27 protein-coding genes are annotated in these 26195 nt (G+C 67.1%); 4 read left to right on the top strand and 23 right to left on the bottom strand.

Annotated features, from left to right (window positions below; genetic code table 11):
• Positions 1-48: 48 nt before the first annotated feature.
• The 7 genes from hflX to rlmE all read right to left on the bottom strand — a co-directional run bounded on the left by hflX (position 49) and on the right by rlmE (position 7987).
• Complete coding sequence (gene hflX / locus ACW7G2_RS12095) at positions 49-1359, bottom strand: ribosome rescue GTPase HflX (RefSeq protein WP_456976104.1); 1311 nt, start codon at positions 1357-1359, stop codon at positions 49-51.
• Positions 1360-1449: 90 nt separating this feature from the next.
• Positions 1450-1743, bottom strand: a complete 294-nt coding sequence (gene hfq / locus ACW7G2_RS12100; protein ID WP_456976106.1) for an RNA chaperone Hfq — start codon at positions 1741-1743, stop codon at positions 1450-1452.
• 89 nt (positions 1744-1832) lie between these two features.
• Entirely contained in the window at positions 1833-2786 is a 954-nt protein-coding gene (miaA, locus tag ACW7G2_RS12105) for a tRNA (adenosine(37)-N6)-dimethylallyltransferase MiaA (protein ID WP_456976108.1), read from the bottom strand.
• Between the two features lie 29 nt (positions 2787-2815).
• Positions 2816-4306 carry a sodium/proline symporter PutP gene (putP, locus tag ACW7G2_RS12110; RefSeq protein WP_456976110.1) on the bottom strand — a complete coding sequence of 497 codons (1491 nt, stop codon included), beginning with the start codon at positions 4304-4306 and terminating at the stop codon, positions 2816-2818.
• A gap of 120 nt (positions 4307-4426) precedes the next feature.
• Positions 4427-5326 (bottom strand): dihydropteroate synthase, encoded by a 900-nt coding sequence (folP, locus tag ACW7G2_RS12115; protein ID WP_456976112.1) that lies wholly within the window; start codon positions 5324-5326, stop codon positions 4427-4429.
• Positions 5327-5396: 70 nt separating this feature from the next.
• Positions 5397-7310, bottom strand: coding sequence for an ATP-dependent zinc metalloprotease FtsH (ftsH, locus tag ACW7G2_RS12120; protein WP_456976114.1), 1914 nt, complete (start codon positions 7308-7310; stop codon positions 5397-5399).
• Between the two features lie 32 nt (positions 7311-7342).
• Positions 7343-7987 carry a 23S rRNA (uridine(2552)-2'-O)-methyltransferase RlmE gene (gene rlmE, locus ACW7G2_RS12125; RefSeq protein WP_456976116.1) on the bottom strand — a complete coding sequence of 215 codons (645 nt, stop codon included), beginning with the start codon at positions 7985-7987 and terminating at the stop codon, positions 7343-7345.
• Between the two features lie 87 nt (positions 7988-8074).
• On the opposite strand from rlmE, the gene yhbY reads away from it, so the two are divergent.
• Positions 8075-8380, top strand: coding sequence for a ribosome assembly RNA-binding protein YhbY (gene yhbY / locus ACW7G2_RS12130; RefSeq protein ID WP_456976118.1), 306 nt, complete (start codon positions 8075-8077; stop codon positions 8378-8380).
• Between the two features lie 33 nt (positions 8381-8413).
• The gene (locus tag ACW7G2_RS12135) at positions 8414-8791 is read left to right on the top strand and encodes an Mth938-like domain-containing protein (RefSeq protein WP_456976120.1); all 378 of its coding nucleotides are present in this window, start codon (positions 8414-8416) and stop codon (positions 8789-8791) included.
• 68 nt (positions 8792-8859) lie between these two features.
• On the opposite strand, the gene ACW7G2_RS12140 is transcribed toward ACW7G2_RS12135, so the two are convergent.
• From ACW7G2_RS12140 to surE, 3 genes are all read right to left on the bottom strand, one after another.
• Positions 8860-9591, bottom strand: coding sequence for a peptidoglycan DD-metalloendopeptidase family protein (locus tag ACW7G2_RS12140; RefSeq protein WP_456976122.1), 732 nt, complete (start codon positions 9589-9591; stop codon positions 8860-8862).
• A gap of 92 nt (positions 9592-9683) precedes the next feature.
• Positions 9684-10364, bottom strand: a complete 681-nt coding sequence (locus ACW7G2_RS12145) for a protein-L-isoaspartate(D-aspartate) O-methyltransferase (RefSeq protein ID WP_456976124.1) — start codon at positions 10362-10364, stop codon at positions 9684-9686.
• Positions 10361-11143, bottom strand: a complete 783-nt coding sequence (gene surE, locus ACW7G2_RS12150; protein WP_456976126.1) for a 5'/3'-nucleotidase SurE — start codon at positions 11141-11143, stop codon at positions 10361-10363. The genes ACW7G2_RS12145 and surE overlap by 4 nt, the downstream gene beginning before the upstream one ends.
• A 91-nt stretch (positions 11144-11234) precedes the next feature.
• On the opposite strand from surE, the gene ACW7G2_RS12155 reads away from it, so the two are divergent.
• A complete protein-coding gene (locus ACW7G2_RS12155) occupies positions 11235-11780 on the top strand; it encodes a Smr/MutS family protein (RefSeq protein ID WP_456976128.1) in 546 nt (181 codons plus the stop codon).
• A 26-nt stretch (positions 11781-11806) separates the two neighbouring features.
• On the opposite strand, the gene ACW7G2_RS12160 is transcribed toward ACW7G2_RS12155, so the two are convergent.
• From ACW7G2_RS12160 to ACW7G2_RS12200, 9 genes are all read right to left on the bottom strand, one after another.
• A complete protein-coding gene (locus ACW7G2_RS12160; protein ID WP_456976130.1) occupies positions 11807-12055 on the bottom strand; it encodes a hypothetical protein in 249 nt (82 codons plus the stop codon).
• A gap of 120 nt (positions 12056-12175) precedes the next feature.
• Positions 12176-13234 (bottom strand): tRNA pseudouridine(13) synthase TruD, encoded by a 1059-nt coding sequence (gene truD / locus ACW7G2_RS12165; RefSeq protein ID WP_456976132.1) that lies wholly within the window; start codon positions 13232-13234, stop codon positions 12176-12178.
• Positions 13231-13722 (bottom strand): 2-C-methyl-D-erythritol 2,4-cyclodiphosphate synthase, encoded by a 492-nt coding sequence (gene ispF / locus ACW7G2_RS12170; protein ID WP_456976134.1) that lies wholly within the window; start codon positions 13720-13722, stop codon positions 13231-13233. The genes truD and ispF overlap by 4 nt, the downstream gene beginning before the upstream one ends.
• Before the next feature lie 65 nt (positions 13723-13787).
• On the bottom strand, positions 13788-14471 hold the full coding sequence (gene ispD, locus ACW7G2_RS12175) for a 2-C-methyl-D-erythritol 4-phosphate cytidylyltransferase (RefSeq protein WP_456976136.1): 684 nt from the start codon (positions 14469-14471) through the stop codon (positions 13788-13790).
• Positions 14468-14800 carry a cell division protein FtsB gene (ftsB, locus tag ACW7G2_RS12180; RefSeq protein WP_456976138.1) on the bottom strand — a complete coding sequence of 111 codons (333 nt, stop codon included), beginning with the start codon at positions 14798-14800 and terminating at the stop codon, positions 14468-14470. Before ftsB ends, ispD begins: the two co-directional genes overlap by 4 nt.
• A 12-nt stretch (positions 14801-14812) precedes the next feature.
• Entirely contained in the window at positions 14813-16099 is a 1287-nt protein-coding gene (gene eno / locus ACW7G2_RS12185) for a phosphopyruvate hydratase (protein ID WP_456976140.1), read from the bottom strand.
• A 43-nt stretch (positions 16100-16142) separates the two neighbouring features.
• Complete coding sequence (kdsA, locus tag ACW7G2_RS12190) at positions 16143-16976, bottom strand: 3-deoxy-8-phosphooctulonate synthase (protein ID WP_456976142.1); 834 nt, start codon at positions 16974-16976, stop codon at positions 16143-16145.
• Positions 16977-17010: 34 nt separating this feature from the next.
• Entirely contained in the window at positions 17011-18693 is a 1683-nt protein-coding gene (locus tag ACW7G2_RS12195) for a CTP synthase (RefSeq protein ID WP_456976144.1), read from the bottom strand.
• A 173-nt stretch (positions 18694-18866) separates the two neighbouring features.
• Complete coding sequence (locus ACW7G2_RS12200) at positions 18867-19127, bottom strand: hypothetical protein (RefSeq protein WP_456976146.1); 261 nt, start codon at positions 19125-19127, stop codon at positions 18867-18869.
• 303 nt (positions 19128-19430) lie between these two features.
• On the opposite strand from ACW7G2_RS12200, the gene parE reads away from it, so the two are divergent.
• Complete coding sequence (gene parE, locus ACW7G2_RS12205; protein ID WP_456976148.1) at positions 19431-21335, top strand: DNA topoisomerase IV subunit B; 1905 nt, start codon at positions 19431-19433, stop codon at positions 21333-21335.
• Between the two features lie 170 nt (positions 21336-21505).
• Here the strand turns inward: parE and hutG are convergent, their stop codons facing one another.
• Genes hutG through ACW7G2_RS12225 form a run of 4 tightly spaced genes read right to left on the bottom strand, consistent with a single transcriptional unit; the run spans position 21506 to position 26175 of the window.
• Complete coding sequence (gene hutG, locus ACW7G2_RS12210) at positions 21506-22282, bottom strand: N-formylglutamate deformylase (protein WP_456976150.1); 777 nt, start codon at positions 22280-22282, stop codon at positions 21506-21508.
• Positions 22283-22316: 34 nt separating this feature from the next.
• Positions 22317-23681, bottom strand: coding sequence for a glutathione-disulfide reductase (gorA, locus tag ACW7G2_RS12215; RefSeq protein ID WP_456976152.1), 1365 nt, complete (start codon positions 23679-23681; stop codon positions 22317-22319).
• Positions 23674-24924: an NAD(P)/FAD-dependent oxidoreductase gene (locus tag ACW7G2_RS12220; protein ID WP_456976154.1), complete on the bottom strand. Its 1251-nt coding sequence runs from the start codon at positions 24922-24924 to the stop codon at positions 23674-23676. Before ACW7G2_RS12220 ends, gorA begins: the two co-directional genes overlap by 8 nt.
• Positions 24925-24933: 9 nt before the next feature.
• On the bottom strand, positions 24934-26175 hold the full coding sequence (locus ACW7G2_RS12225; protein ID WP_456976156.1) for a DUF418 domain-containing protein: 1242 nt from the start codon (positions 26173-26175) through the stop codon (positions 24934-24936).
• Positions 26176-26195 lie beyond the last annotated feature (20 nt).

Raw genomic sequence — 26195 nt, forward strand, 5'->3', positions numbered from 1 at the left:
CCGCACATTCTACAAGGATGGGATGGCTCTGCCCCACCCACGGTTGATTTATCCCGTTTGCTCCACCAGCGCCTGCAGCGGCGCGCCCCCGGCCTCGGCCGCCAAGCGGGCGGCATCAGCGTGGGGCAGGTCCACCTGCAGACGCCAGCCCTGCTCGTCATGGGACTCGCCGCGCACGGCGTCCAGCTCGTGCAGGCGGGCGCGCAGGCGACCGGCACTGGAGGGCAGCTCCAGCTCGCCCATGACGCGGCGAAGCCCGAGATTCCCGGCCAGCGCGGAACGCAGCAGATCCAGGCCATCGTGATCACGGGCCGAGATCCACACCCGCTCGCGCTGCGGCTGGTCTGTGCCAGCGGCCGCATGCGGCTGGTCATGTCGCGGCGTCGCGCCATCGATGCGATCGATCTTGTTGAATACCAGCAGCTGCGGGATGTCGCCGGCGCCAATGTCTTCGAGCACCGCATCCACCTGGCCGATGCGCTCGTCGCGCAGCGGATCGGCCGCATCCACCAAGTGCAGCAACAGGTCGGCTTCGCGGGCCTCGTCCAGGGTCGAGCGGAACGCCGCCACCAGTTCATGCGGCAGGTCGCTCACGAAGCCGACGGTATCGGCCAGCACGACGTTGCCCCCGGGCAGGGTGATCCTGCGCACGGTCGGGTCCAGGGTGGCGAACAACTTGTCCGCAGCGTAGGCATCGGCACCGGTCAGGGCGTTGAACAGGGTTGATTTGCCGGCGTTGGTATAGCCCACCAGGGCCACCCTGGGCAGCTCGCTGCGCAGCCGTGCGCGGCGCATCTGGCCTCGCTGCACCTGTACCTTTTCCAGGCGCTTCTGCAACGCATCCACACGCTTCTGCAGCAATCGGCGATCGGTTTCCAGCTGGGTTTCACCCGGTCCGCGCAGGCCGATCGCGCCACCACGCTGGCTGTCCAGATGGGTCCAGCCTCGCACCAGGCGGCTGGCCATATGCCGCAGCTGAGCCAGCTCCACCTGCAGCTTGCCCTCATGGCTGCGGGCGCGCTGGGCGAAGATGTCCAGGATCAGGCCGGTCCGATCAACCACCCGGCACTGCAGGGCCTTCTCCAGGTTGCGCTCCTGAATCGGAGTAAGCGGGTGGTTGACCAGGATCAGGTCAGCCCCGGTAGCCGCCACGGCAGCCTTCATTTCCTCCAGCTTGCCGCTGCCGACGAGGGTGGCAGGATTGGGCCGTTCGACACGTGCGGCCAGCACGGCGGCCACGCTGGCGCCCGCAGAGCGGGCCAGCTCGGAAAATTCTTCCAGCGCTGCCTCGGTGGCCGAGCCACCGATCTGCGGCTGGATCAACAGGGCGTGCTCGCCCTTGTCACTGCGTTCAAACAAGCGGCGTGCGCTCCTGACGGGGTATGTCAGCAGATGTGGGGCCGCGGACGCCGGATGTCAAGCGGGGCGCCTGCGCGGCGCCCCGTGGAATTACTGCTCAGCCGGCCCGCGCTCAGCCGCCACCTCGGCGCCGCCAGCCTCCGATGTGGCCTGCACATGCCCCCCGCCCGGTCCCACGCGCACGTTGCGCGCCGGCACCACGGTGGAGATGGCGTGCTTGTAGACCATCTGGCTGACCGTGTTGCGCAGCAACACCACGAATTGATCGAACGATTCAATGGTCCCCTGCAGCTTGATGCCGTTGACCAGGTAAATCGAAACCGGCACGCGCTCGCGCCGCAAGGCATTCAGGAAAGGATCCTGCAAAGACTGTCCCTTGGACATGGAATATCCCCAGCTTGGTTATTGTTGTAAGCGGCCGAGGCCGCGCACCGCCTCGATCCCCTTGGCGGTGACGGCCGATGGTACACAAATCACCGCCCCAGAAACCGGGACACGGTGCCACGCAGCGCCGCTGCCTGCGACTGCGGATCAAACCAGAGCGCGTCCAGTTCGCCGCGCAGCCAGGTCAGCTGGCGCTTGGCCAGCTGGCGGGTGGCAGCAATGGCCCGGTCGCGGAAGCCGTCGACATCGACCTCGCCATCCAGATGCTCCCAGGCCTGGCGGTAGCCCACCGCACGCAGCGCCGGCAAGTCCAGCGGTGCCGGATGATTGCGCAGCTCGGGCAGGGCGAAGAGCGCCTGGACCTCTTCAATGAAGCCGGCTTCCAGCATGGCGTCGAAGCGCTGGGCGATGCGCTGATGCAGCACGGCGCGGTGATCCGGCGCCAGCACCAGCTTCAGCACCCGGAACGGCAGGGGTGCGGAAGACGGCGCGGCCTGCAGTTCACTGATCCTGCGCCCGGTCAGCTCATAGACCTCCAGCGCCCGCTGGATCCGCTGCGGATCGGTGGCGTGGATGCGGCGCGCCGCGTCCGGGTCAACCCGGGCCAGTTCGGCATGCATTGCCGGCCACCCCAGCGCTTCGGCCCGTGTCGCCAGCCGCGCACGTGTCTCCGGATCTGCCGGCGGCATCGCCGACAGGCCACGCAACAGCGAGCGGAAATAAAGTCCGGTGCCGCCGGCCAGGATCGGAAGCCGCCCGCGACCGGCAATGTCGTCGAGCACGACGCGGGCGTCAGCGGCGAACTCCGCGGCCGAGTACGGCTGCCAGGGATCGCGGACATCGATCAGATGATGCGGCACCTGCCCGCGTTCGGCGGCGCTGGGCTTGGCAGCACCAATGTCCAGGCCGCGATACACCAGCGCCGAATCCACGCTGACGATTTCCCCGCCCAGCGCGCGCGCGCATTCAAGCGCGAACGCGGTTTTACCCGAAGCGGTCGGGCCCATGATGGCGATGGCCGCCGGGCGATGGTGGATTGACATACCCGGATTATGGCGCTGCCCGAAACCAGTCAGTAGCCGGTCTCCCGCAGCGACTGCCTCACCTGCTGGTGCCGGCCCTGGATCTCTGGCGAAGGCGCCCGCCCCATCAGGCTGACAAGCACAATCGCCAGCGTCGCCATCACAAAGCCGGGCACCATTTCATACAGTGCGAACCCCAACTGCTTCCATGCAATCACAACGACTGCGCCGGTAATCATTCCCGCCAGCGCACCATTGCGGGTCATGCGGCCCCAGAACAGGGACAGCACCAACACCGGACCGAACGCCGAGCCGAAGCCGGCCCAGGCATAGGCCACCAGCCCCAGCACCCGACTGTCCGGGTCGCGCGCCAGCCACAGCGCCACCAGCGCGACCAGCAGCACGCTGGCGCGGCCGACCCAGACCAGCTCGCGCTGGCTGGCATCTTTGCGGAAGAAGCCGCGGTAGAAGTCCTCCGACAGCACGCTGGAACACACGATCAACTGGCTGGACAGGGTGCTCATCACCGCGGCCAGGATTGCCGACAGGATGATGCCCGCGATCCAGGGATTGAACAGCAGCTCCACCGCGATGATGAAGACCCGCTCCGGATTGGCCTCCACGGGGGCCGCGAATTGCGGGTTGAGCGCGAAGTAGGCGATGCCGAAGAAGCCCACCGCCAGCGCGCCCAGCATGCACAGGATCATCCAGGTCATGCCGATCCGGCGTGCTTTCGGGATCGAATGGATGCTGTCGATGGCCATGAACCGCGCCAGGATATGCGGCTGGCCGGCGTAGCCCAGTCCCCAGGCCAGCGCGGACACGACCGCGACCAGGCCACCGGCGCCAATCCAGTTCAGGTTGGTGGGATCCAGCTCGCGGATCAGCTCAAGGCCATCACCCAGCCCGCCGCTGTGCGTCACCACCAGTATCGGCGTGATCAACAGCGCAAACAGCATCATCGTGCCCTGGGCCACATCGGTCCAGCTCACCGCCAGGAACCCGCCGACCAGACTGTAGAGCACCGTTACCGCCGCGCCCCACCAGATGGCTTGGGCGTAGGTCAGGCCGAACACGCTCTCGAACAGTCGCCCCCCGGCGACCACACCCGAGGCGCAGTACACAGCAAAAAACACCAGGATCACCACCGCCGCCAACACCCGCAGCACCTTGCTGTCGTCCTTGAACCGGTTGGTCATGAAATCCGGCAGGGTCAGCGCATTGCCGGTGGTTTCGGTATAGACCCGCAGCGGGCCGGCCACGTAGTGCCAGTTGAGCCACGCACCGGTGACCAGGCCAAGCCCAATCCATGCCTCTGACAGACCGTTGAGGTACATCGCACCAGGCAGGCCCATCATCAGCCAGCCGCTCATGTCCGATGCGCCGGCCGACAGCGCGGCGGTGGTGGGGCTGAGCCGGCGACCACCCAGGATGTAGTCGTCGAAGTTCTTGGTTGACCGCCAAGCGTAGAAGCCGATCAGCACCATGCCGGCGAGATAGGCAAGAAAGGTGACGACAAGTGGCGTACTGGTTTCAAGCATGGGCAACGCTTCCCCTCGGGATCCGGCCGCCAGTACGGCGGCAACGAGGGCGCAGCCTAACGCAGCATGCGCTTGACGTCAGCCCACCGTGACCAACGGCACAGCGGCGCCCGGGTGCGTCTACCCGTCTTCCGGCCAGCGCGGTTGCGCGGTCACCGTCCCCGTGCGGGGAACGGGAACGGCATCGACCGCTTCCCAGACCCTGAGCGCGTCCACCGTGGCGGCCACGTCGTGCACCCGCAGGATCTTCGCCCCGCGCTGGGCGGCCACCAGATGCGCCGCCACCGACCCGTGCACACGCTCCAGCGGCGTATTGCGCCCGGTGAGTTCACCAATGCTGCGTTTGCGCGACAGCCCCGCCAGCACCGGCACCCCCAATTCTGTGAACCGCTGCAGCTGCGCCAGCAGGATCATGTTGTGGGCAGTCGTCTTGCCGAAGCCGAACCCCGGATCAGCCACGATCCGCGACCGCGGGATGCCCGCCATTTCGGCGGCGAAGATGCGCTCGGCGAGGAAGCGGTGCACTTCGCCCACCACGTCCTCGTAGTACGGCGCATCCTGCATCGAGCGCGGCTCGCCGAGCATGTGCATCAGCACGACCGGCACGCCCAGCTCGGCGGCGGCATCCAGCGCCCCTTCCCGGCGCAGGCCGTAAATGTCATTGATGATGCCCGCGCCCGCTGCGACGGCGGCGCGCATTACCTCGGGCTTGAAGGTGTCGATCGACAGCGGTACTGGGGTTTCCCGGGCCAGACGCTCTATGACCGGCACCGTGCGGCGCAGCTCTTCCTCAAGCGGAACCGCATCAGCCCCGGGGCGCGTGGACTCGCCGCCAATATCAAGGACGTCCGCCCCTTCGGCCACGAGCGCCAGGCCGTGGGCCACCGCGGCGTCCAGGTCGAAGTGCGCACCACCATCGGAAAACGAATCCGGGGTGATGTTGACGATCCCCATGACCCGCGGGCGGTCAAGCGCCAGCGGGCGGCCGGCGCAGTCGAGCGTTGGGGTGGTATCGAACATCCAGGGCGTCCGGTCACGGAGCCCGGCCGTACCGGGCTCCGCTCAGGTCAAGTCAGCTGGTCGGGTCAGATCAGGTCTGTTCCGCAGGGCCGCCGATCGGCAGGGTCTGGCCGTCATCGCCACCGTCTCCGCCGTCACCGCTCTTGCGCGCCTTGTCCCAGCCCATCGGCGGCGGCGGATCACGGCCTTCCATGATCGCGTCGATCTGCGGCACGTCGATGGTCTCGTATTCCAGCAGCAGCCTGGCCATGGCGTGCAGCTTGTCCATGTTGCCACTCAGAATCTCCCGGGTACGGTCGTAGGCACGATCGAGGATCAGGCGCACCACCTCGTCGATCTTGCGCGCGGTGTCGTCGGACACGCTCTTGTGCTGGGTGACCGAGCGGCCAAGGAACACCTCGTCCTCGTCATCGCTGTAGGCGATCGGACCCAGTTCGTCGCTCAGGCCCCACTTGGTGACCATGTTGCGCGCGATCTTGGTCGCCCGCTCAATGTCGTTGGAAGCGCCAGTGGTGACCTTGTCCTCACCGAAGATAAGCTCCTCGGCCACCCGCCCGCCATACAGCGAGCAAAGCTGCGACTCGATGGCGATCTTGTTCATCGAATATTTGTCGCCCTCGGGCAGGTACATGGTCACGCCCAGTGCGCGGCCCCGGGGAATGATGGTGACCTTGTAGACCGGGTCATGCTCGGGCACCAGGCGGCCGACGATGGCGTGGCCGGCCTCGTGATACGCGGTCAGCTCCTTCTCGTCCTCGCTCATGGCCATCGAGCGGCGCTCGGCGCCCATCAGGATCTTGTCGCGGGCACGGTCGAAGTGCTCCATCCGCACTACCGAGGCGTTTTCCCGGGCGGCGAACAGCGCCGCCTCGTTGACCAGGTTGGCCAGGTCCGCGCCGGAGAAGCCGGGCGTACCGCGGGCCACAATCATCGGCTCCACGTCATCGTCCAGCGGCACCTTGCGCATGTGCACCTTGAGGATCTGGTCGCGGCCCCTCACGTCGGGCAGGCCCACCATCACCTGGCGGTCGAAGCGGCCCGGACGCAGCAGCGCCGGATCGAGCACGTCGGGGCGGTTGGTGGCGGCGATCACGATCACGCCCTCCCCGCCCTCGAAGCCGTCCATCTCGACCAGCAGCTGGTTCAGGGTCTGCTCGCGCTCGTCGTGACCGCCGCCCAGGCCGGCACCACGGTGGCGGCCGACGGCGTCGATCTCGTCGATGAAGATGATGCACGGCGAGTGCTTCTTGGCCTGCTCGAACATATCGCGCACGCGCGACGCACCGACGCCGACGAACATTTCGACGAAGTCGGAACCGGAGATCGAGAAGAACGGCACCTTGGCCTCACCGGCGATCGCACGTGCCAGCAGGGTCTTGCCGGTGCCGGGCGGGCCGACCATCAGCACGCCGCGCGGAATCTTGCCGCCCAGCTTCTGGAAGCGGGAGGGATCGCGCAGGAACTCGACCAGCTCGGAGACTTCTTCCTTGGCCTCGTCGCAGCCGGCCACGTCACTGAAGTTGACCTTGACCTGGTCCTCGTTCAGCAGCTTGGCGCGCGAACGGCCAAAACTCATGGCGCCCTTGCCGCCGCCCTGCTGCATCTGCCGCATCATGAAGAAGAAGAACCCGATGATCAGCAGGACCGGCAGGAAATTGATCAGGATGTAGGCCAGCGAGGGCCCGGTGGACGGCGGCGCCTGCTTGATCTCCACGTTGTGGTTGATCAGGTCGTCGATCATGCGCTCGTCGCGGCGCGGCGCGATCACGGTGCCACGGGCACCATCGGCGCGCTCGAACGAGATCGTGCGCTCGTCCTCGGCGATGTCCACCCGCTTGATCCGGCTGTTCCGCACTTCCTCCATGAACTGCGAGTACTGCACTTCCTGCGGGCCGGCAGTGTTCGGGCTGAAGCTCTGGAACACCATCATCAATACGATGGCGACAACCACCCAAAGCAACAGATTTTTGACCAGATCATTCATTCAAATTCTTTCCCAGGCGCTCGGGCGCCATGCTACTTCATCTGTACACGCTTGCCCTGTGCGAGCGCATAGACTTCCGGCGAACGCTGCCGCGATGCCGACGGTTTGCGGATCACCACCCGGTCGTAGCGGCGGCGCAGTTCCCGTACGTAGTCGTCGAAACCCACGCCGTGGAACAACTTGATCAGGAACGCGCCGCCCGGCCTCAGGTGACCGTCGGCGAAATCCATCGCCAGCTCGGCCAGGTACATCACCCGCGGCTGATCCACCGAATCCATACCACTCTTGTTTGGGGCCATATCCGACAACACAAGGTCGACGGGCTTTCCGGCGAGGGCAGTCTCAAGACTCGATAAGACCTCACCCTCCCTGAAGTCGCCATGAAGGAACTCGACCCCGGCCAGCGGCGGCATCTCCAGGATGTCCAGGGCGATCACCCGCCCCGGCCTGGACTCATCCATGCGGTCCAGCTCCTGGCGGACCCACTGCGACCACCCTCCCGGGGCCGCACCCAGGTCCACCACGGTCATGCCCGGTTTGAGCAGCCGGTCGCGGGCGACCAGCTCTTCCAGTTTGTAGACCGCGCGCGAGCGCATGCCCTCGGCCTTCGCCTTCTTCACGAAGGGGTCGGAAAAGTGTTCTTTCAGCCAGCGTTGGCTGCTCTTGCTGCGGGCCATGGGGAAGATTCGGGAGCGATGGGGGCGGCGGAAGATCGCCGCTGTCATGATACCCTGCCGCTCCCACCCTCATTGACGCGAACCCGTATGCCAGCCGCCCTGACCGCCGCACAGATCCGTTTCCTCCGCGGCAAGGCTCATGATCTCAACGCCATCCTGCAGGTAGGCGGAAAGGGGGTAAGCGACCCGGTGATTGCCGAGCTGGAGGGAGCGCTGGAGCACCATGAGCTGGTCAAGGTGAAGATCGCCGATGACGACCGCGACCAGCGCAGCGCGATTGTGGCCGAACTGGCCGAGCGCAGCGGCGCCGCACTGGTGCAGAAGATCGGCAAAGTGGCCGTGCTCTACCGTGCCAGCATCGGCAAACGCCAGATCGTCCTGCCCAGGGCCTGACGGCGCCGCATACGCATAGCGCGAACCGCTCCCATGCAGCTTCATCTTGAACGACCCGACTACGAGTTCTACCTGCGCAGCGCCGGTGGCAGCTCCGCCCTGGTCAACGAGCGCCGGCTGACCCGCAGTTTCGTGGTTGGCCCGGACGTTCTGATCGAAGACTGGCCGGTACGCGACGCCACCGCAATGCAGATGCCGGACCTGGAACAGATCCTGGCGCTGTCACCTGCCCTGGTGCTGCTGGGCACAGGGCCCGGTCAGGTGTTCCCGCCGGCGGAAATCATGGCTGCCTGCCTGTCGCGCGGCATCGGCCTTGAGGCCATGGCCAACGACTCGGCCGCCCGCACTTACCACGTGCTCGCGGGCGAAGGCCGCCGGGTGGTGGCTGGCTTTATCCTCAGCGGTTCGTAAGCGCACAGGTCCCGGCCACACCGGCCGGACTGCCAACGAGCTCCCGCCGACCGGCCGCGCTGGAAAGTTCAGCGCCGGGGAAGGTAGGACAGGGGATCCACGGGACGGCCGTTGTGACGGATCTCGAAGTGGAGCATGTCACGCGCCGCACCGCTGCGGCCCATTTCCGCGATCTGCTGGCCTGCGCGCACCCGCTCGCCTTCATTGACCAGGCGTGCGCGGTTGTGGCCATAGGCTGACAGCCACTCGTCGTCGTGCTTGACGATGATCAGCTCGCCATAGCCCACCAGGCCGGAACCCGAGTAGACCACCACGCCGTCCCCGGCCGCCTTCACCGGCTGACCGCCACTGCCGGCAATACCGATGCCCTGTTTGGTCGGATCCCCTGAAGCGAACCGGCTCACCAGCTGGCCATCGGCTGGCCAGCGCCAGCTCACCGAACTGCGCGCCGGTGCCGGCGCAGGCGTTGCCGGCGGCTGCGTGGGGGTGGACTGACCCGCAGGCCGCGAAGGCGTCGATGCCGTGCGCGCAGGGGCCCGGCCATCGGCTGGATACAACCGCAGGCGCTGTCCGGGATAGATGGTGTAAGGCGGGGCGATGTTATTCCAGGTGGCCAGGTCCAGCGGGCTGATCCGGTTGTTGACGGCAAGCCGGTAAACGGTGTCGCCACGCTTGACGGTCACGGTTTGTCCAGGCTGCGCCGTGGATGCGGACGCCTTCCCGCCTTCGCGGACTACCCGGCTGCTGCCGCATGCGCTCAGCAGCACGCTCAGAGCCACCAGCACGATTGCCATCCTCATCAATGCAACTCCATCCTGCCCAACCCCGGGGCGCCTGCCAGACCAACCACGGAAATCATTCTGCCTCATGGCCAATGAAGGAACCCGGTACATCAGTCCACCACTCCAGCCAGCAGCGGCACGAATATCACCTGGGCAATCTCGGTACGTTCCAGGGAGCCGTCGGCGTGCTTGCGCAGCTTGACCAGCACCTGCGCGCTGCCGCTGCCCACCGGAGCCACCAGCACTCCGCCCGGCGCCAGCTGATCGGTCAGCGCATCCACCAGCGCGGGCGCACCAGCCGTGACCAGGATGGCGTCGAACGGCGCATGCTCGGGCCAGCCGATGCGGCCATCGTCGTGACGGCTGCGCACGGTAAGCCCCAGCGACCGGAACCGCTTGCGGGCGACCCGCAGCAGTTCGCCGATGCGCTCGACGGTGTAGACCTTGACTCCCAGCGAGGCCAGGATCGCAGCCTGGTACCCGGAGCCGGTGCCGATTTCCAGCGCCGTCGCAGGCATACCGCCCTCCAGCACCTCTTCGGTCATCTTTGCCACCACCCAGGGCTGGGAAATGGTCTGGCCGTGTCCGATCGGCAGCGCGGTGTCATCGTAGGCGCGCGTGGCCAGGGCTTCATCGACGAACAGGTGCCGCGGCACCAGGCCCATTGCATTGAGCACGCGCTCATTGCTGATGCCGCCCTCACGGAGGCGCTCGATCAACCGGTCACGCACTCGCTGCGAGGTCATGCCAACGCCGATCGCCTCGGGCTGAAGTCTCAGGCGCGGGCTCATCGCCCGTTCTCCCTGAGCTGGCCGGCCAATCCGCCTACCCAGCTCGACACCTGTTCCAGGGCCTGATAGCGGGTGAGATCAACCACGATCGGAGTGATCGAGATGTTGCCCGTGCGCACGGCGTGGAAATCCGTGCCTGGGCCGGCGTCCTGCTCCGCCCCGGCGCGACCGATCCAGTACCAGCTGCGGCCACGCGGGTCTTCCAGCGGCACGCACGGCTCGGCGCGGTGACGGTTGCCCAGACGGGTCACTTCAAACCCTTTCACCTCGCTCCAGGGAATATCCGGAACGTTGACGTTGAGAATGGTGTCGGCGGGCAGCGGGTCGGCCTTGAGCCGCTGCACCAGCTCCACGGCCGCGCGTGCCGCGGTCTCGTAGTGCCTGCCAACGTGGTCCGCGGTAACCAGCGAGACGGCCAGCGCGGGCAGGCCAAGGAACCGCCCCTCCATCGCCGCGGCCACCGTGCCGGAATAGATCACGTCATCGCCCATGTTGGCGGCGTTGTTGATGCCCGATACGACGATGTCCGGCTCCTGCTCCAGCATGCCGCGGATGGCCACGTGCACCGAGTCGGTGGGCGTGCCATGCACGCGCCAGACCTCATCTTCGAGCTGCACCACGCGCAGCGGCATGTCCAGGGTCAAGGAGTTGCTCGCGCCGGACCGGTCGCGGTCGGGCGCGACGATCTGCACGTGGTGACCTGCATTGCGCAACCCTTCGGCGAGGATCCGGATGCCCGGCGCGTCTACGCCGTCGTCGTTGCTGACCAGTATCCGCATGAAACTTTCCGCGCCGCCCCGTGCTGTGAATCGAGGCGACATGATAGCGGATGCGCCCACCTGACTGGCCCGGCTCGGGTAATCTGGGCGCATGGCCAGGCGACGCAAGCAGGACGAGGTGGACACGGACGATGCCGCGCTGTTCCGGGACGCCATCGGCCCGGTCCGGCAGCTCCCTGAGACGCCCGCAACGCCGCGCGCTCCGCCCCCCGAACCGCGCCCGCGGATGGCCGAGCGTGACGAGCGCGAGGCGCTGAGCGAGTTCGCAAAGATGCTGGAGTCCGGTCCACTGGAAGCCGGCGACAGCCTGCGCTACCGGCGCGATGAAATCAGTCCGCGCATGCTCAAAAGGCTGGCCAAGGGCCATTACGCGGTCCAGGACGAACTGGACCTGCACCATGCTGGGACGCGGCTGGCCGAATCCATGCTGCGGCAATTCCTGGCGGAAGCGCGTGACGCTGGCAGCGGCTGCGTGCGGATCGTGCATGGCAAGGGACTGCACGGGAGCGGCACGCCCGTGCTCAAGAACATGGTTGATCGCCTCCTGCGCCAGCGCGCCGACGTACTGGCGTTCCATTCCGCCCCGCCCGCCCAGGGCGGGACGGGAGCGGTGCTGGTACTGCTCAGGCCGCGCTGAACCCCGGCCGCGCTGTCTCCGCCAGATTATTCCAGCCCGTTGTCGACAACTGCTGTGTCAGGACGGAGGAGCGGCGGATGTATCCAATGCACTTCCACCCCGCGGCGCCGGGCGATCCGCTCAACGCCCGAGATGTACGCCGCGTCGTTCCTGAACACGTCGGACTGGATGGTGGTAGTCGCAACCGGCGCAGCCAAGCGCATGTCGGCCTGGCTGGCACAAGCGGCCAGGCCGGACGCGGCGATGATGAAGCAGCTACGAAGCAGGCCTTTCATGACGGATCCTCCCATGCGGTATCCGGGACGGCGCCGGCGCGGAGGGCGTCGACGCCCGATTCCGGTTATACGCCTGGCCGCGGCAGCCTGCTGTGATTCCCGCCGGCGCCCGACCAACGGTCAGCCGGTCTGCGCGGCATCCCGGACCGGGCCGAGCTCCGCCAGCAGCGCGGTGGCGTAGGTCCCGCGGGGCAGCGAAAACCTCAAGCGCAGTACATCGTCTGCGAGCCAGCTCCAGGCCAGATCCTGCGGCCGTAGCCGGGTAGAACGACGCTCCTGGCGCAGGCCGGCCGCTTCCAGCCCCTGGCGCATTGCGTGCGCGTCGGGCGTATCCAGCGCAGCCAGTTCCAGCGCCCGCGCCTCGCCTTCGCTGCGCAGCTCGCCCTTCCCCCACAGCGGTGCGCTGGGATGGATATCGAACGCGGCCAGCCGTCCGGCCAGCACCTCGCTCCAGGGCTCGGGCCCGAATGCGGCACGGCTGCTGTCCAGCATCCATGCTTCCCCCTCTAGCGGCACGTTCCAGTTGCCGGCATGCACCCGTTCGGCGAGCACCCGGTTGAACAGCTCCGAGCGGGCGGCCGAGAGCAGGTGGCCGCGCTGATCGCGGCGCACCCGGCGGCCGGCAAACATGGCCAGGGCCGCATCGATGTTGCCGCCACCCCGGCCAAAGCGCTGCTCGCCAAACCAGTTGGGCACGCCTTCCGCCGCGGCGCGTGCAAGCCGCTCTTCGATCGCGGCGCGTTCCCCCTCCACTTCGCGCAGGGTCAATTCAAAGCGGTTGCCCACCAGTGCCCCGCGCGGGATTTTCTTCACGTGTCGGGTCTGCTCGAGCACCCGCAGGCCATCGCCCTCCAGCGCGTCGATCGAAGGCGCTTCGCGTCCCGGCAGGTGCACGCTGAAGCGCTGTCGGGTGACCGCATGGCGGTCCTTCAGCCCGGCATAGCCGACCGCCATCTCCGGTACGCTGGCCCAGCGCGCCAGGCGGCGGGCGACCTCGGCGGTATTCAGTCCGCGCTTTTCAATCGTGAGCAGCTCGTGCTCGCCGCTGCCGGTGGCCTCGAAACCGTCGATCTCATCGACACGGAAATCCTCCACCACGCTGCGCATGGCCGCCTGCAGCACAGTTTCTCCCCAGGCACGCGGCAATCCCCGGCCGGCGCCGGCATCAGGTGCGCTCACGCGCGAACCAGCAGGCACACGGCGTGGGCTGCGATGCCCTCTTCGCGGCCAAGGTGGCCCAACTTTTCGTTGGTGGTGGCCTTGACGCTGACCGCATCGATATCCACCTGGAGGTCGGCGGCGATCAGCTCACGCATGGCCTGGGCGTGGGGGCCGATCTTCGGCTGCTCGCACACGATGGTGATATCCGCGTTGCCCAGCCGCCAGCCACGGCCGGCGACGAGTTCGCGGCAGCGGCGCAGGAACATGCGGCTGTCGGCGTCTTTCCATTGCGGATCGCTGGGCGGGAAGTGGGTGCCGATGTCGCCCATGGCCAGCGCGCCAAACATGGCATCGCACAGCGCATGCAGGGCCACGTCGCCGTCACTGTGGGCGACGAAGCCGCGTCCGTGCGGGATGTGCACGCCGCCGATGACCACGTGGTCGCCTTCACCAAAGGCGTGCACATCGAAGCCCTGGCCGATGCGGAACGGGATGTTGTCAGTCATCACGCAATGCTACCGCCAACCGGCCGTAGGGCGCGCCATGCGCGCTCCTGCCGTGGCCGTTTCTCTCAACGGCGCGACAGCAGGAATTCGAAATACGCCAGATCCGCCGGGGTGGTGACCTTGATGTTGTCCTCGCGGCCTTCGATCAGCAGCGGGCGGGCGCCCTTGCGCTCCATGGCCATGGATTCGTCGGTGACCTCGATGCCGGCCGCACGCGCCTTTTCCAAGGCCTGGGAAAGCTGCAGATGACGGAACATCTGCGGGGTCAGCGCGCGCCACAGGCGTTCGCGCGGCACGGTCCGGTCGATGCCGCCCTCATTGCCCGCCCGCTTGAGGGTGTCGCGCACCGGTGCGGCCAGGATCGCGCCCACCGGATCAACGCGCCCCCGCTCGATCAGCTGATCAAGATCGGCGAACGCGAGATTGGGCCGCGCGGCGTCGTGCACCAGCACGAAATCATCCGCCCGCACGTCCTCCGGAAGCGCATGCAGGCCGGCCAGCACCGAATCCGCACGGGACTCGCCGCCCACGCAGTGCAGCACCGGCTTGCCTTCCAGCTCACTCCAGCCGGGCCAGTGCGGGTCATCCGCGGCCAGCACCACCACGACCCCGGCTACACCAGGGTGGGCCAGCAGGGCGCGCAGGGTATGGGCCAGCAGCGGCTCGCCGGCCACCTCCAGGTACTGCTTGGGAATTTCAGCGCCGAAACGGCTGCCGCTGCCCGCGGCCGGTACCACTGCCCAGATCACGGCGAAGGCTCCGGCTGCTGCCGCGTCGACGTCCGCACGGCCGGGGCGTCCACCACCCGGTAGAAGGTTTCCCCGGGCCGGATCATGCCCAGCTCACTACGTGCGCGTTCTTCCACGGCCGCCTCACCGGTGGGCGACTTCAGGTCCGCCACTTCGGCGGCCAGCGCGGCGTTACGCTCGCGCAGGCCGTCGTTCTGATGCGCCTGCTGGGCTACCTGGGCCTCCAGCTGCGCCACGTCACCCGCCCCGCCAATGCCGAACCACAGCCGGTATTGCAGCCATCCAAGCAGCAACGCCAGCACCAGCACTACGAGAGCGAGGACGCGCACGGCGGCCGGGCCTTACCGCGGCAGGGACACGAACGCGTCGCGCCCGGCGTAGCGCGCCTGTCCGCCCAGCGATTCCTCGATCCGCAGCAGCTGGTTGTACTTGGCCACGCGGTCGCTGCGACACAGCGAGCCGGTCTTGATCTGGGTGGCGGTGGTGGCCACGGCGATGTCGGAAATGGTGGTGTCCTCCGTTTCCCCGGAGCGGTGCGAGACCACCGCGGCGTACTTCGCCGCGTCGGCCATGGCAATCGCTTCGAGGGTCTCGGTCAGGGTACCGATCTGGTTGACCTTGATCAGGATCGCGTTGGCGGTACCCGAGTCGATGCCCTGGCGGAAGATCTTCGGATTGGTCACGAACAGGTCGTCACCCACCAGCTGCACCTTGTCGCCCAGGCGCGCGGTCAGCAGGTTCCAGCCATCCCAGTCGGCCTCGTCCATGCCGTCTTCAATGCTGATGATCGGGTACTGGCTGCACCAGTCGGCGAGGAAATCGACGAACTGCTCGCCGGTCAGGCGCTTGCCCTCGCCCACCAGATGGTATTTGCCGCTCTCGTGGAATTCGCTGGAGGCCACGTCCAGGCCCAGCAGCACGTCCTCGCCCGCGGCGTAACCGGCCTTGCCGATCGCTTCCAGGATGGTGTCCAGCGCTTCCACGTTGCTGCGCAGGTCCGGGGCGAAGCCGCCCTCGTCGCCCACCGCGGTGCTCAGGCCGTGGCCCTTCAGCACCGACTTGAGCGCGTGGAAGATCTCGGTGCCCGCGCGCAGCGATTCGGAGAACGAATCAAAGCCCACCGGCAGGATCATGAACTCCTGGAAGTCGACGTTGTTGTCGGCGTGGGCGCCGCCGTTGATGATGTTCATCATCGGCACCGGCAGCACCGGAGCGCGGTCGCCGGCCAGCAGCTTCCACAGCGGGATCTTCTTCGACGCGGCCACCGCATGGGCGTTGGCCATCGACACGCCCAGCAGCGCGTTCGCGCCCAGCCGGCCCTTGTTCTCGGTGCCGTCCAGATCAATCAAGCGCTTGTCCAGGCCGGCCTGGTCGGCGGCGTCAAAACCCTTCAGGGTCTCGGCGATGGTGCCGTTCACATTGGCCACCGCCTTGCGCACGCCCTTGCCCATGTAGCGGGTGCGATCACCGTCACGCAGTTCCACCGCCTCGCGGGCGCCGGTGGAGGCGCCGGAGGGAACCATGGCGCGGCCGAAACTGCCGTCCTCGAGCGTCACTTCCGCTTCAAGGGTGGGATTGCCTCGCGAATCGAGGATTTCACGGGCATGGATCTTGGCAATCTTGGTCATGGTCTCGCTTTGTTACCTCAGGAAGGGCAGTGGGGAGGAAGGATCAGACTTCGCGTTCGAGGAAGCCGCCACGCTTGGTGGCGGCATCCAGGTCAACCAGGGTTTCCAGCAGCGCGCGCATCTTCGCCAGCGGCCAGGCGTTGGGGCCGTCGCTGAGGGCTTTCTCGGGTTCGGGGTGGGTTTCCATGAACATCCCGGCGACGCCCACGGCCACCGCGGCCCGCGCCAACACCGGGATGAACTCGCGCTGGCCCCCGCTGGAACCGCCCTGCCCGCCCGGCAGCTGTACCGAATGGGTGGCGTCGAAGACCACCGGGCAGCCGGTGTCACGCATCACCGCCAGTGAGCGCATGTCGCTGACCAGGTTGTTGTAGCCGAAGCTGGCGCCGCGCTCGCAGACCATGATCTGCTGGTTGCCGGTGGACTTGGCCTTCTCCACCACTGGCTTCATGTCCCACGGCGACTGGAACTGGCCTTTCTTGATGTTGACCGGCTTGCCGGCCGAGCAGGCGCGCAGGATGAAATCGGTTTGCCGCACCAGGAACGCCGGGGTCTGCAGCACGTCGACCACCGAGGCCACCTCGTCCATCGGCGTGTATTCGTGCACGTCGGTCAGCACCGGCACGCCTACCTGGCGCTTCACCTCAGCCAGGATCCGCAGGCCCTCCTCCATGCCCGGACCGCGGAAGCTGTCCAGCGAGGTGCGGTTGGCCTTGTCGAAGCTCGACTTGAAGATGAAGGGGATGCCGAGCGCCGAGGTGATTTCCTTCAGCTGCCCGGCCACGTCCACCTGCAGCTGTTCGCTCTCAACCACGCAGGGGCCCGAAATCAGGAAAAACGGCCGCTCCAGGCCAACCTCGAAACCGCATAGATTCATGACAAAACCCTGTGTCTGCATGGGTCGGCGCAGGTCACGCCGTGGCTTCCTTCAGCAGCTTGCCACCTGCCTTTTTTTCGCGGGCGGCCCGTACAAATCCGATGAACAGCGGATGCCCACTGCGCGGAGTGGACTGGAATTCAGGATGCGCCTGACAGGCAATGAACCACGGATGGTCCGGCAGTTCCACCATTTCCACCAGCAGGTCGTCCAGGGACTTGGCGCTGACCACCAGTCCGGCGTCCTCAAGCTGGGTGCGATAGCGGTTGTTGAACTCGTAGCGGTGGCGGTGGCGCTCGGCCACCACGTCCTGGCCATACAGGGCATGGGCGCGGGTGCCGGGCTTGATCCGCTGCTCCTGCAGGCCCAGGCGCATGGTGCCGCCCATGTCGCTGTCTTCGCTGCGGCGTTCGATCTCGCCGCTGGTGGTGCGCCACTCGGCGATCAGCCCAATTACCGGGTGCGGGGTCTGGCGGTCGTTCTCGGTGCTGTTGGCACCTTCAAGGCCGGCCACGTGGCGGGCGAAATCCACCACCGCCGCCTGCATGCCGTAACAGATGCCGAAATAGGGAATGCCCTTCTCGCGCGCGTACTTCGAAGCCAGCACCTTGCCTTCGAAACCGCGATCGCCGAAGCCGCCCGGCACCAGGATGCCATCCAGCCCGCCCAGCACCGCCTCGGCGCCGTCGCGCTCGATGTCCTGCGACTCGATCCACTCCAGGTTCACCCGGGTGCGCTGGCGCAGGCCGCCGTGGCGCAGCGCCTCGGCCACCGACTTGTAGGCGTCCTTGTGGTCCACGTATTTGCCCACCACGCCGATGGTGACTTCATCGACGGGGTTTTCCGCGGCGTCCACCACGTCCAGCCATTCGGTCAGGTCCGCCTGCGGGGCGACACGGTCGCCCAGCCGCAGCCGCTCCACCACCAGGTCGTCCAGCCCCTGCGCATCCAGCCACAGCGGGATCTTGTGGATGTTGTCCATGTCCACCACCGAGATCACCGCCTTCTCCGACACGTTGGTGAACGAGGCGATCTTGCGCCGCTCGCTGTCGGGCAGCGGCTGCTCGCTGCGGCACAACAGCACATCGGGCTGGATGCCGATCGAGCGCAGCTCCTTGACCGAGTGCTGGGTGGGCTTGGTCTTCAGCTCGCCGGCGGCGGCGATGTACGGCACCAGGGTCAGGTGGATGAACATGGCCTTTTCCGGACCGCGGTCGGTGCGGATCTGGCGGATCGCCTCCAGGAACGGCAGCGATTCGATGTCACCCACCGTACCGCCGATTTCCACCAGGCCCAGGTCATAGCCCTGGGTGGCGGCATCGATGCAGCGCTTGATCTCGTCGGTGATGTGCGGGATCACCTGCACGGTGGCACCGAGGTAATCGCCGCGGCGCTCCTTGGCGATCACGCTTTCATAGATCTTGCCGGTGGTGATCGAGTTCTTCCCCGACAGGCGCACGTTGACGAAGCGCTCGTAGTGGCCGAGGTCCAGATCGGTCTCGGCGCCGTCGTCGGTCACGTACACCTCGCCGTGCTGGAACGGGCTCATGGTGCCGGGGTCGACGTTGATGTAGGGATCGAGCTTCATCATCGTCACCCGCAGCCCGCGGGTCTCAAGGATCGCGGCGAGCGAGGCAGCGGCGATGCCCTTCCCAAGGGAAGAAACAACGCCTCCGGTGACGAAAACAAGTGGTGTAACAGAACTGGGGGATGGCATGGCGCAGCTGGTCGCTGGAAAGCCACATTCTACACCGCGTCCACATCACGCTGCGCTCCGCTGCGGCGGCGGCCGCTGCGATGGCATTGCCTGGAACGGGCCGGGGGAAACGCCGCGCAAAAAAAACGCCCCGCAGATGCGGGGCGCTCCAGAACCGCTGTTCCATCCGTGGATCAGGCCGGATCTTCCTCTTCTTCCTCTTCCTCGGTCTGCCAGGCCTCGGCTTCAGCCTGGTCCACCGTGTCTTCGGCGACTTCAGCCTGGTCCACCGCGTCGGTGGCCTGCTCTTCAGCAGCGGCAGCAGCCGCGGCAGCCTGCTGCGCGGCCTGTTCGGCATCGCGCAGAGCCTGCTGGTCAACTTCCTGGGCGAAAGCGCCCGGCGCGGCGAACGCCGCAGCAATCAGAGCAGTGAACAGAATATTGCGCTTGGTCATTTGTCGTGTCTCCAAAATCATAATGAAGTGGATCGAAAGTGGATCAGTTCGGCCGCTTCCCCTGACAGCGACGATGCGAACCCTACGCACCTTCCACCTTCCCGCAACTGAACAACGATCTCTTAACGGAACGGGCAAGCCATTGGATCACAAGGGTTTTCCCCAGATGACAAACCGGCGGGGGCGTGAGTGCGCATATGCCTCCCGCTTCGGGTCCGGCGCGCTTCGTCCCGCTGTTCCCGCATCGGACGGCCCAATGCGACTGGTAAGCTTACCGCCCCCTTTTTTTGCAGCGTCCACCGCATGAGCGCCCGCTACAACGCCGTCGACATCGAAGTCCTGACCGGCCTGGATCCGGTCAAACGCCGCCCCGGCATGTACACCGATACGTCCCGCCCCAACCACCTGGTGCAGGAAGTGGTCGACAACTCGGTCGACGAGGCCCTGGCCGGACACGCGAAAGTAGTTGAGGTGACGCTTTACAAGGACGGCAGCTGCGAAGTGTCCGATGACGGACGCGGGATGCCGGTGGATATCCATCCCGAGGAACAGGTTCCCGGCGTGGAACTGATCCTGACCCGGCTGCACGCGGGCGGCAAGTTCAGCGACCGCAACTACACCTTCTCCGGCGGCCTGCACGGCGTTGGCGTGAGCGTGGTCAACGCCCTGTCCACCCGCCTGGACGTGGCAATCAAGCGCGACGGCAACGAATACGCAATGTCATTCGCGGCTGGCGACCGCGCCTCCGAGCTCGATGTGGTCGGCACCGTGGGCAAACGCAACACCGGCACCCGGCTGCGCTTTTGGCCCGACCCCAAGTACTTCGATACGGCCAAATTCGCCCTGCGCCCGCTGCGCCACCTGCTGCGGGCCAAGGCCGTGCTCTGCCCGGGCCTGACCGTGAAGCTGTACGACGAGGCCAGCGGCGAGCGCGACGAATGGCGTTACGAAGACGGGCTGCTCGACTACCTGCGCGGCGAACTGTCCGGGCGTGAGCTGCTGCCGCCGGAGCTGTTCACCGGCAGCCTGGCCCGCGAGACCGAGATTGTGGACTGGGCTGCAGCCTGGGTTCCCGAAGGCGAACTGGTGCAGGAGAGCTACGTCAACCTGATTCCCACCGCCCAGCACGGCACCCATGTCAACGGCCTGCGCTCGGGCTTCACCGATGCGCTGCGCGAGTTCTGCGACTTCCGCAGCCTGCTGCCGCGCGGGGTCAAGCTCGCACCGGAGGACGTCTGGGACCGGGTCTCGTTCGTGCTCAGCCTGAAGATGACCGACCCGCAGTTCTCCGGCCAGACCAAGGAGCGGCTGAGCTCACGCCAGGCGGCCGGGTTCATCGAGGGCGCCGCCCACGACGCCTTCAGCCTGTGGCTCAACCAGCACGTGGAGCTGGGCGAGAAGATCGCCCAGCTGGCGATCGAGCGCGCCAGCGCGCGGCTCAAGACCGAGAAGCAGATCACCCGCAAGAAGGTCACCCAGGGCCCGGCCCTGCCCGGCAAGCTGGCCGACTGCATCAGCCAGGACCTGTCACGGACCGAACTGTTCCTGGTGGAAGGTGACTCGGCCGGCGGCAGCGCCAAGCAGGCGCGCGACAAGGATTTCCAGGCGATCCTGCCGCTGCGCGGCAAGATCCTCAACACCTGGGAGGTCGCGTCGACCAGCGTGCTGGCCTCGGAGGAAGTGCACAACCTCGCCATCGCGATTGGCTGCGACCCGGGCAAGGATGACATCTCCGGCCTGCGCTACGGCAAGGTGGTGATCCTGGCCGACGCCGACTCCGATGGCCTGCACATCGCCACCCTGCTGGCGGCACTGTTCCTGCGGCATTTCCCTTCACTGGTGGCCGCCGGCCACGTCTTCGTCGCCATGCCCCCGCTGTACCGCGTCGACGTGGGCAAGCAGGTGTTCTACGCCCTGGACGAAGAGGAAAAGCGCCTGCTGCTGGAGAAAATCGAGCGCGAGGGCACCTCGAAGAAGGGCCCCAAGGGCGCGGTCAACGTCACCCGCTTCAAGGGTCTGGGCGAGATGAACCCTTCGCAGCTGCGCGAATCCACCATCCATCCCGATACCCGCCGCCTGGTGCAGCTGACCGTGGACGAGGGCCCCGAGACCCATTCACTGATGGACATGCTGCTGGCCAAGAAGCGGTCAGGCGACCGCAAGGCATGGCTGGAAGAAAAGGGCGACCTGGCCACCCTGGAAGTCTGACCCGGGCCAGCGACGCGATCGCCCCGGTAGGAGCGCGCCATGCGCGCGAAGCCGCGTGAATCCGGGCGGCTCGTCGTAGCCTCGATTACGTCGTTACGGCCGAAGCCCCCCCGGGCGCCATGTGTCACGCGGCTTCGCGCGCATGGCGCGCTCCTACACGGGGCGACGGTCTACGCGAGGGTGGCCTGGAGCAGGCGCCGAAGCAGCTCCTGCGCGGCTTCCGCCTTGTCCGGCAGATACTCAAAACTACGCTCATCCATATAGGCGCGCTGGCTGGTCTCCATCTGCACCGCCTCGATCCCGCTGGACGGATCGCCGTAATGCCTGGTGATATGCCCGCCCTTGAAGCGGCCGTTGACGACGAAGTCGTAGCCTTCCTGTCCGGCCAGCACCGACTCCAGCCGCTGCTGCAGGCCAGGCGTGCAGCTTGCCCCTCCCGCGGTACCCAGGTTGAAATCGGGCAGCCGGCCTTCAAACAGGAACGGCAGCTCGCCCCGGATCGAATGTCCCTCCCACAGCACTACCCGGCCGTGGAGATCGCGCAGCCGGTCCAGCTCCGCCCGCAGCGCCTGGTGGTAGGGCCGCCAGAACGTCTTGACCCGCCACGCGATGTCATCAGGCGTCGGCTCCTGGCCTTCCAGGTACACCGGCTCCCCGCTGAACCGCACCACCGGGCACAGCCCGGTCGTGTTCTGCCCCGGATACAGCGACACATCATCTTCCGAGCGGTTGAGATCAACCACGTAGCGCGAATGCGTGGGCACGATCATCGACGCCCCCAGCTCGCGCGCAAAGGCGTACAGGCGGGCAATGTGCCAATCCGTATCCGGCACGCGCCGCGCCTCCGGCGTCAGCCGCGCCGCAATGTCATCGGGAACGAAGGTACCGTCGTGCGGCACGCTCACCAGCAGCGGCGCCATGCCCTTGTGCAAGGTAAATATGTCCATGCACGCATTGTGCCGGAGAGCAGGACGCCCCACCTCACCGCATCAGCACAAACTCTTCAGCACTGGTCGGATGGATCGCCACTGTGTCATGCAGGTCATCCAGGGTGATGCCACGCTTCAGCGCCACCGCAAACCCCTGCAGGATCTCGTCGGCCGCCTCACCAAACGCGTGGATGCCCACCACACGCCGCTCCTCCCCCACGCACACCAGCTTGAACAGGCTGCGCAGTGGCGTATCCGCCAGCGCCTGCAGCATCGGCCGGAAGCTGCTGCGATACACCTCGACCGCATCACCATGCTGCTCGCGCGCCTGCTTTTCGGTCAGGCCGATGCCACCAAGCGGCGGATGGGAAAACACCACGAACGGAACATCTTTGTAGTCCAGCTTCGAATCCGCCCTGCCGCCGAACACCCGGTCCATCAGCCGCCGCGCCGCGGCGATCGCCACCGGCGTCAGGGTCAGCTGTCCGGTGACATCACCGACTGCGTAGATCCCGGCCGCGCTGGTGTTCTGGTAAGCGTCCACCTGCACCTCGCCCTTTTCACCGAGGGCGACTCCGGCCTGCTCCAGCCCGATGCCCGCGGTGCTGGCTCTGCGGCCGATGGCGAACACCACCTCGTCATACGGCCCGCTGGCCGCACCCGACTCGTCCACCAGCACCAGACGCCCGTCGTCACCGCGCTGCATCTCCTGCAGCTCGTAGTCCAGATGCAGGCCTACACCCAGATGGCGGTAGTTGCCCTGCAGCTGCTCCACCACTTCCGCATCCATCTGCTTGAGCAATCGCCCGCCGCGCGCAAACACATCCGCCCGGCTGCCCAGCGCCTGCAGCATGCCGGCCAGCTCAACGCTGATATAGCCACCACCAAACAGTGCCACCCGCTCCGGCGCGCGGTCCCAGTCGAAGAAATCATCCGACACCCCGCCGTATTCCGCGCCCGGCACCTCCGGCTTGACCGGATGTGAGCCCGTGGCCAGCAGCACGTGCGGCGCACGCAGCTGCACGCCCCCGGCTTCCACCACGTGCGCGTCCACCAGCACGCCGCGATGCGGCACCAGGCTCACCCCAGCCTCGTCCAGCCGCTTGCGATAGCTCTCATGGATCCCGGAGATATAGCGCTGGCGGTCCACGATGAATTCGCGCCAGTCCAGCTCGGCACGGGGCGGCACGTTGAAGCCCAGCCGCGCCGCCACGTCGATCTTCGCCGCCAGGTCCGCGGCCAGCCACATGGCTTTCTTCGGCACGCAGCCCAGGTTGACGCAGGTGCCGCCGAGGTCGCCCGGCTCCACCAGCGCCACGCGCGCGCCATGCTCGGCAGCGCGGAAGGCGCCGGCCAGGCCACCAGAGCCGCCGCCGACGACGATCAGGTCGTAATCAAAACCGTTCTTGTCATTCATAAAATCGCGCCGGGTCGAACGGCGCCGGGTCCAGGTGTGGGTCGAGCCCGCAGATCAGTTCAGCCATCAGCCTGCCAGTGGCGGTGCTCATGCTGACCCCGAGCATACCGTGGCCGGTTGCCAGCCAGAGGTGACGATGCCCGGGTGCCCGACCCAGCAACGGCAGGTCGTCCACGCTCAGGGGCCGCCAGCCGTACCACTCCTCCTGCTTCTCCGGGCCGACCGGCTGGTGCAGGTATTGCGCGGCGCCGCGCTCAAGCGCATCCAGTCGCCGCCGGTTGAGGCTGGTGTCATAGCCGGAGAACTCCATGGTGCTGCCAAGGCGAAAGCCACTGTCCCAGGCGCTCACGCACACGCTCGGCCCGCTCAACACCAGTGGACGCCTGGGCACCAGGGCCGGTCGCGAATAGGTGATCGAATATCCCTTGCCCGGCTGCACCGGCACCCGCAGCCGCAGCGCGCGCGCCATCTGCGGCAGCCAGGCGCCGGTGGCCAGGATCAGCTCGCGCCCGCGGAAGCTGCCGCCGGAACTGCCCACCATGACGCCATCATCATCGGAATCGATCGCGCTGACGCTGCAGTGCTCCACGATGATCCCGCCGCGCTCACGCACGGCACGCGCCAGGCCGGCAACGTAGCGGTCCGGACGCAGGCGCGCATCGCCCGGAAAGCGCACCACCTGCACCACCCCGTCGCGCAGCGCAGGTTCGTCGCGCACATACGCTGCGCCGTTGATGCGCTCGTAGGGCACGCCTATCTCATCCAGCAGCGCCAGCTCGGCACCAAATTCGGCCACGTCCTTTTCAGAGCGGAACACATAGTCCACGCCGGACGGCTCGTATTCGCAGTCCAGCCCGTACCGCTCCACCCACTCGGGCAGCGCGTCACGCGCCGCGGTCAGGATCGCGAGCCTGGCTTCGGCCCCGCGCCGCCAGTCGCGCGGATTGCAGCGTCGGGCAAAGCCGAGCAGCCATCTCCACAGGGCCGGGTCGAAGCGGGGTTTCAGGTAGAAGGGCGCGTCCGGCGTGAGCATCCACCGTAAGGCCATCGCCACCGAACCCGGGGCCGACAGCGGCGCTGCGTGGCTGGGCGTGATGGTGCCGCAGTTGCCGTGCGAGCTGCCGCCGCCCACCCGGCCGGCGTCCAGCACGCGCACGCGGCGCCCCTGTTCAAGCAGCGCCAACGCGCTGGCAAGGCCAATCACCCCGCCGCCGACGACCAGCACATCATCCGTCGCATCCATGCGCGGAGTTTACGCGCCGGAAGACTGCCTGCGCAGCACCGGCCGCGTGCCGTAGGTCAGCCAGCGCCAGAGCCATTCCAGCGGCCCAAAGCGGTAGCGCCCCAGCCACCAGCGGCTGGCGAGCACCTGCAGCACAAACACCACCAGCGCCAGAAGTACCAGCCCGGCCGGATCGACCCTACCCCACAGGGCCAACCCGTAGCCATAAAACACCAGCGAGGCCAACAGGGACTGGCCGAGGTAATTGGTCAGCGCCATGCGGCCGGCCGGCGCCACCGCTGACAGCACCCGCTGGCCGCCGCGTGACTGCCATGCCAGCGCAGCCAGCGCGATGTAGCCAAGCGACAGCGGCAGCGCAGCGAGCTGGTGCAGGCTGGCGGCGAACACGGCGCGCGATTCCACCATTCCATGGGGATGGGTGACCTCTATGGAAGCCGACCACAGGGTCAGGCCCAGCCCCAGCGTCAAACCAGACGCCGCAAGACGCAGAAAGAAACGCTGGTGCGCGGCCACGTCACGCAGCAGGCCGGAACGCAGCAGCCAGCTTCCAATCAGGAACATGGCCAGGGCCAGCGGTACGACCAGCACGTTCATGGCCACCAGGGTGGAAAAATCGGCCAGCCGCTGCGCGGTGATAGCGGCGAATCCACCGTTGCCGTAGACGCCGGCCGCCTCGAGCCCCAAGGCGCTCTCGGCCGCGGCCTGCGCACGCATCCCGGCGAGCACGTCGTCCGGCGCCACCATCAGGCCAAGCGCAACAAGCAGGTTCAGGGCCGCACCGGCGGCAAAAATCAGCAGCCCCGCCATCAGCTGGCTGCGCGGGGCAAGGTCACGGAAGGCAAGCATCAGCAGTCCGGCCACGGCATAGGTATGCAGGATGTCCCCGACCCACAGCAGCAGGGCATGGGCCACGCCCAAGGCAAGCAGCGCCAGCATGCGGCGCACATAGGGTCGGCTGGACACGCCGGCCGCCTGCGCGCGCCCGGCCATCAGCGCGAATCCGGCGCCGAACAGGATCGAGAACATGATCCAGAACTTCCCCGCAACGAATACGTGCAGGCCCCAGGCCAGCGCGTAGTCCACACCCTCCAGTCCGGGCAGGATCCCGCGGTCGACCTCCTGCCAGGGCCTGGTGAACCACGGCAGGTTGACCAGGAAGATGCCGAGCAGGGCGACGGCGCGCAGTGCATCAAGCAGTTCGATCCGCTCACCCGCGGCGGTCGGTTGAAACGGCGTCGAGTACCGGTTCATGGCCGCCTCCCCCTCTCCGG

The sequence above is a fragment of the Luteimonas sp. A277 genome, from assembly GCF_054052045.1.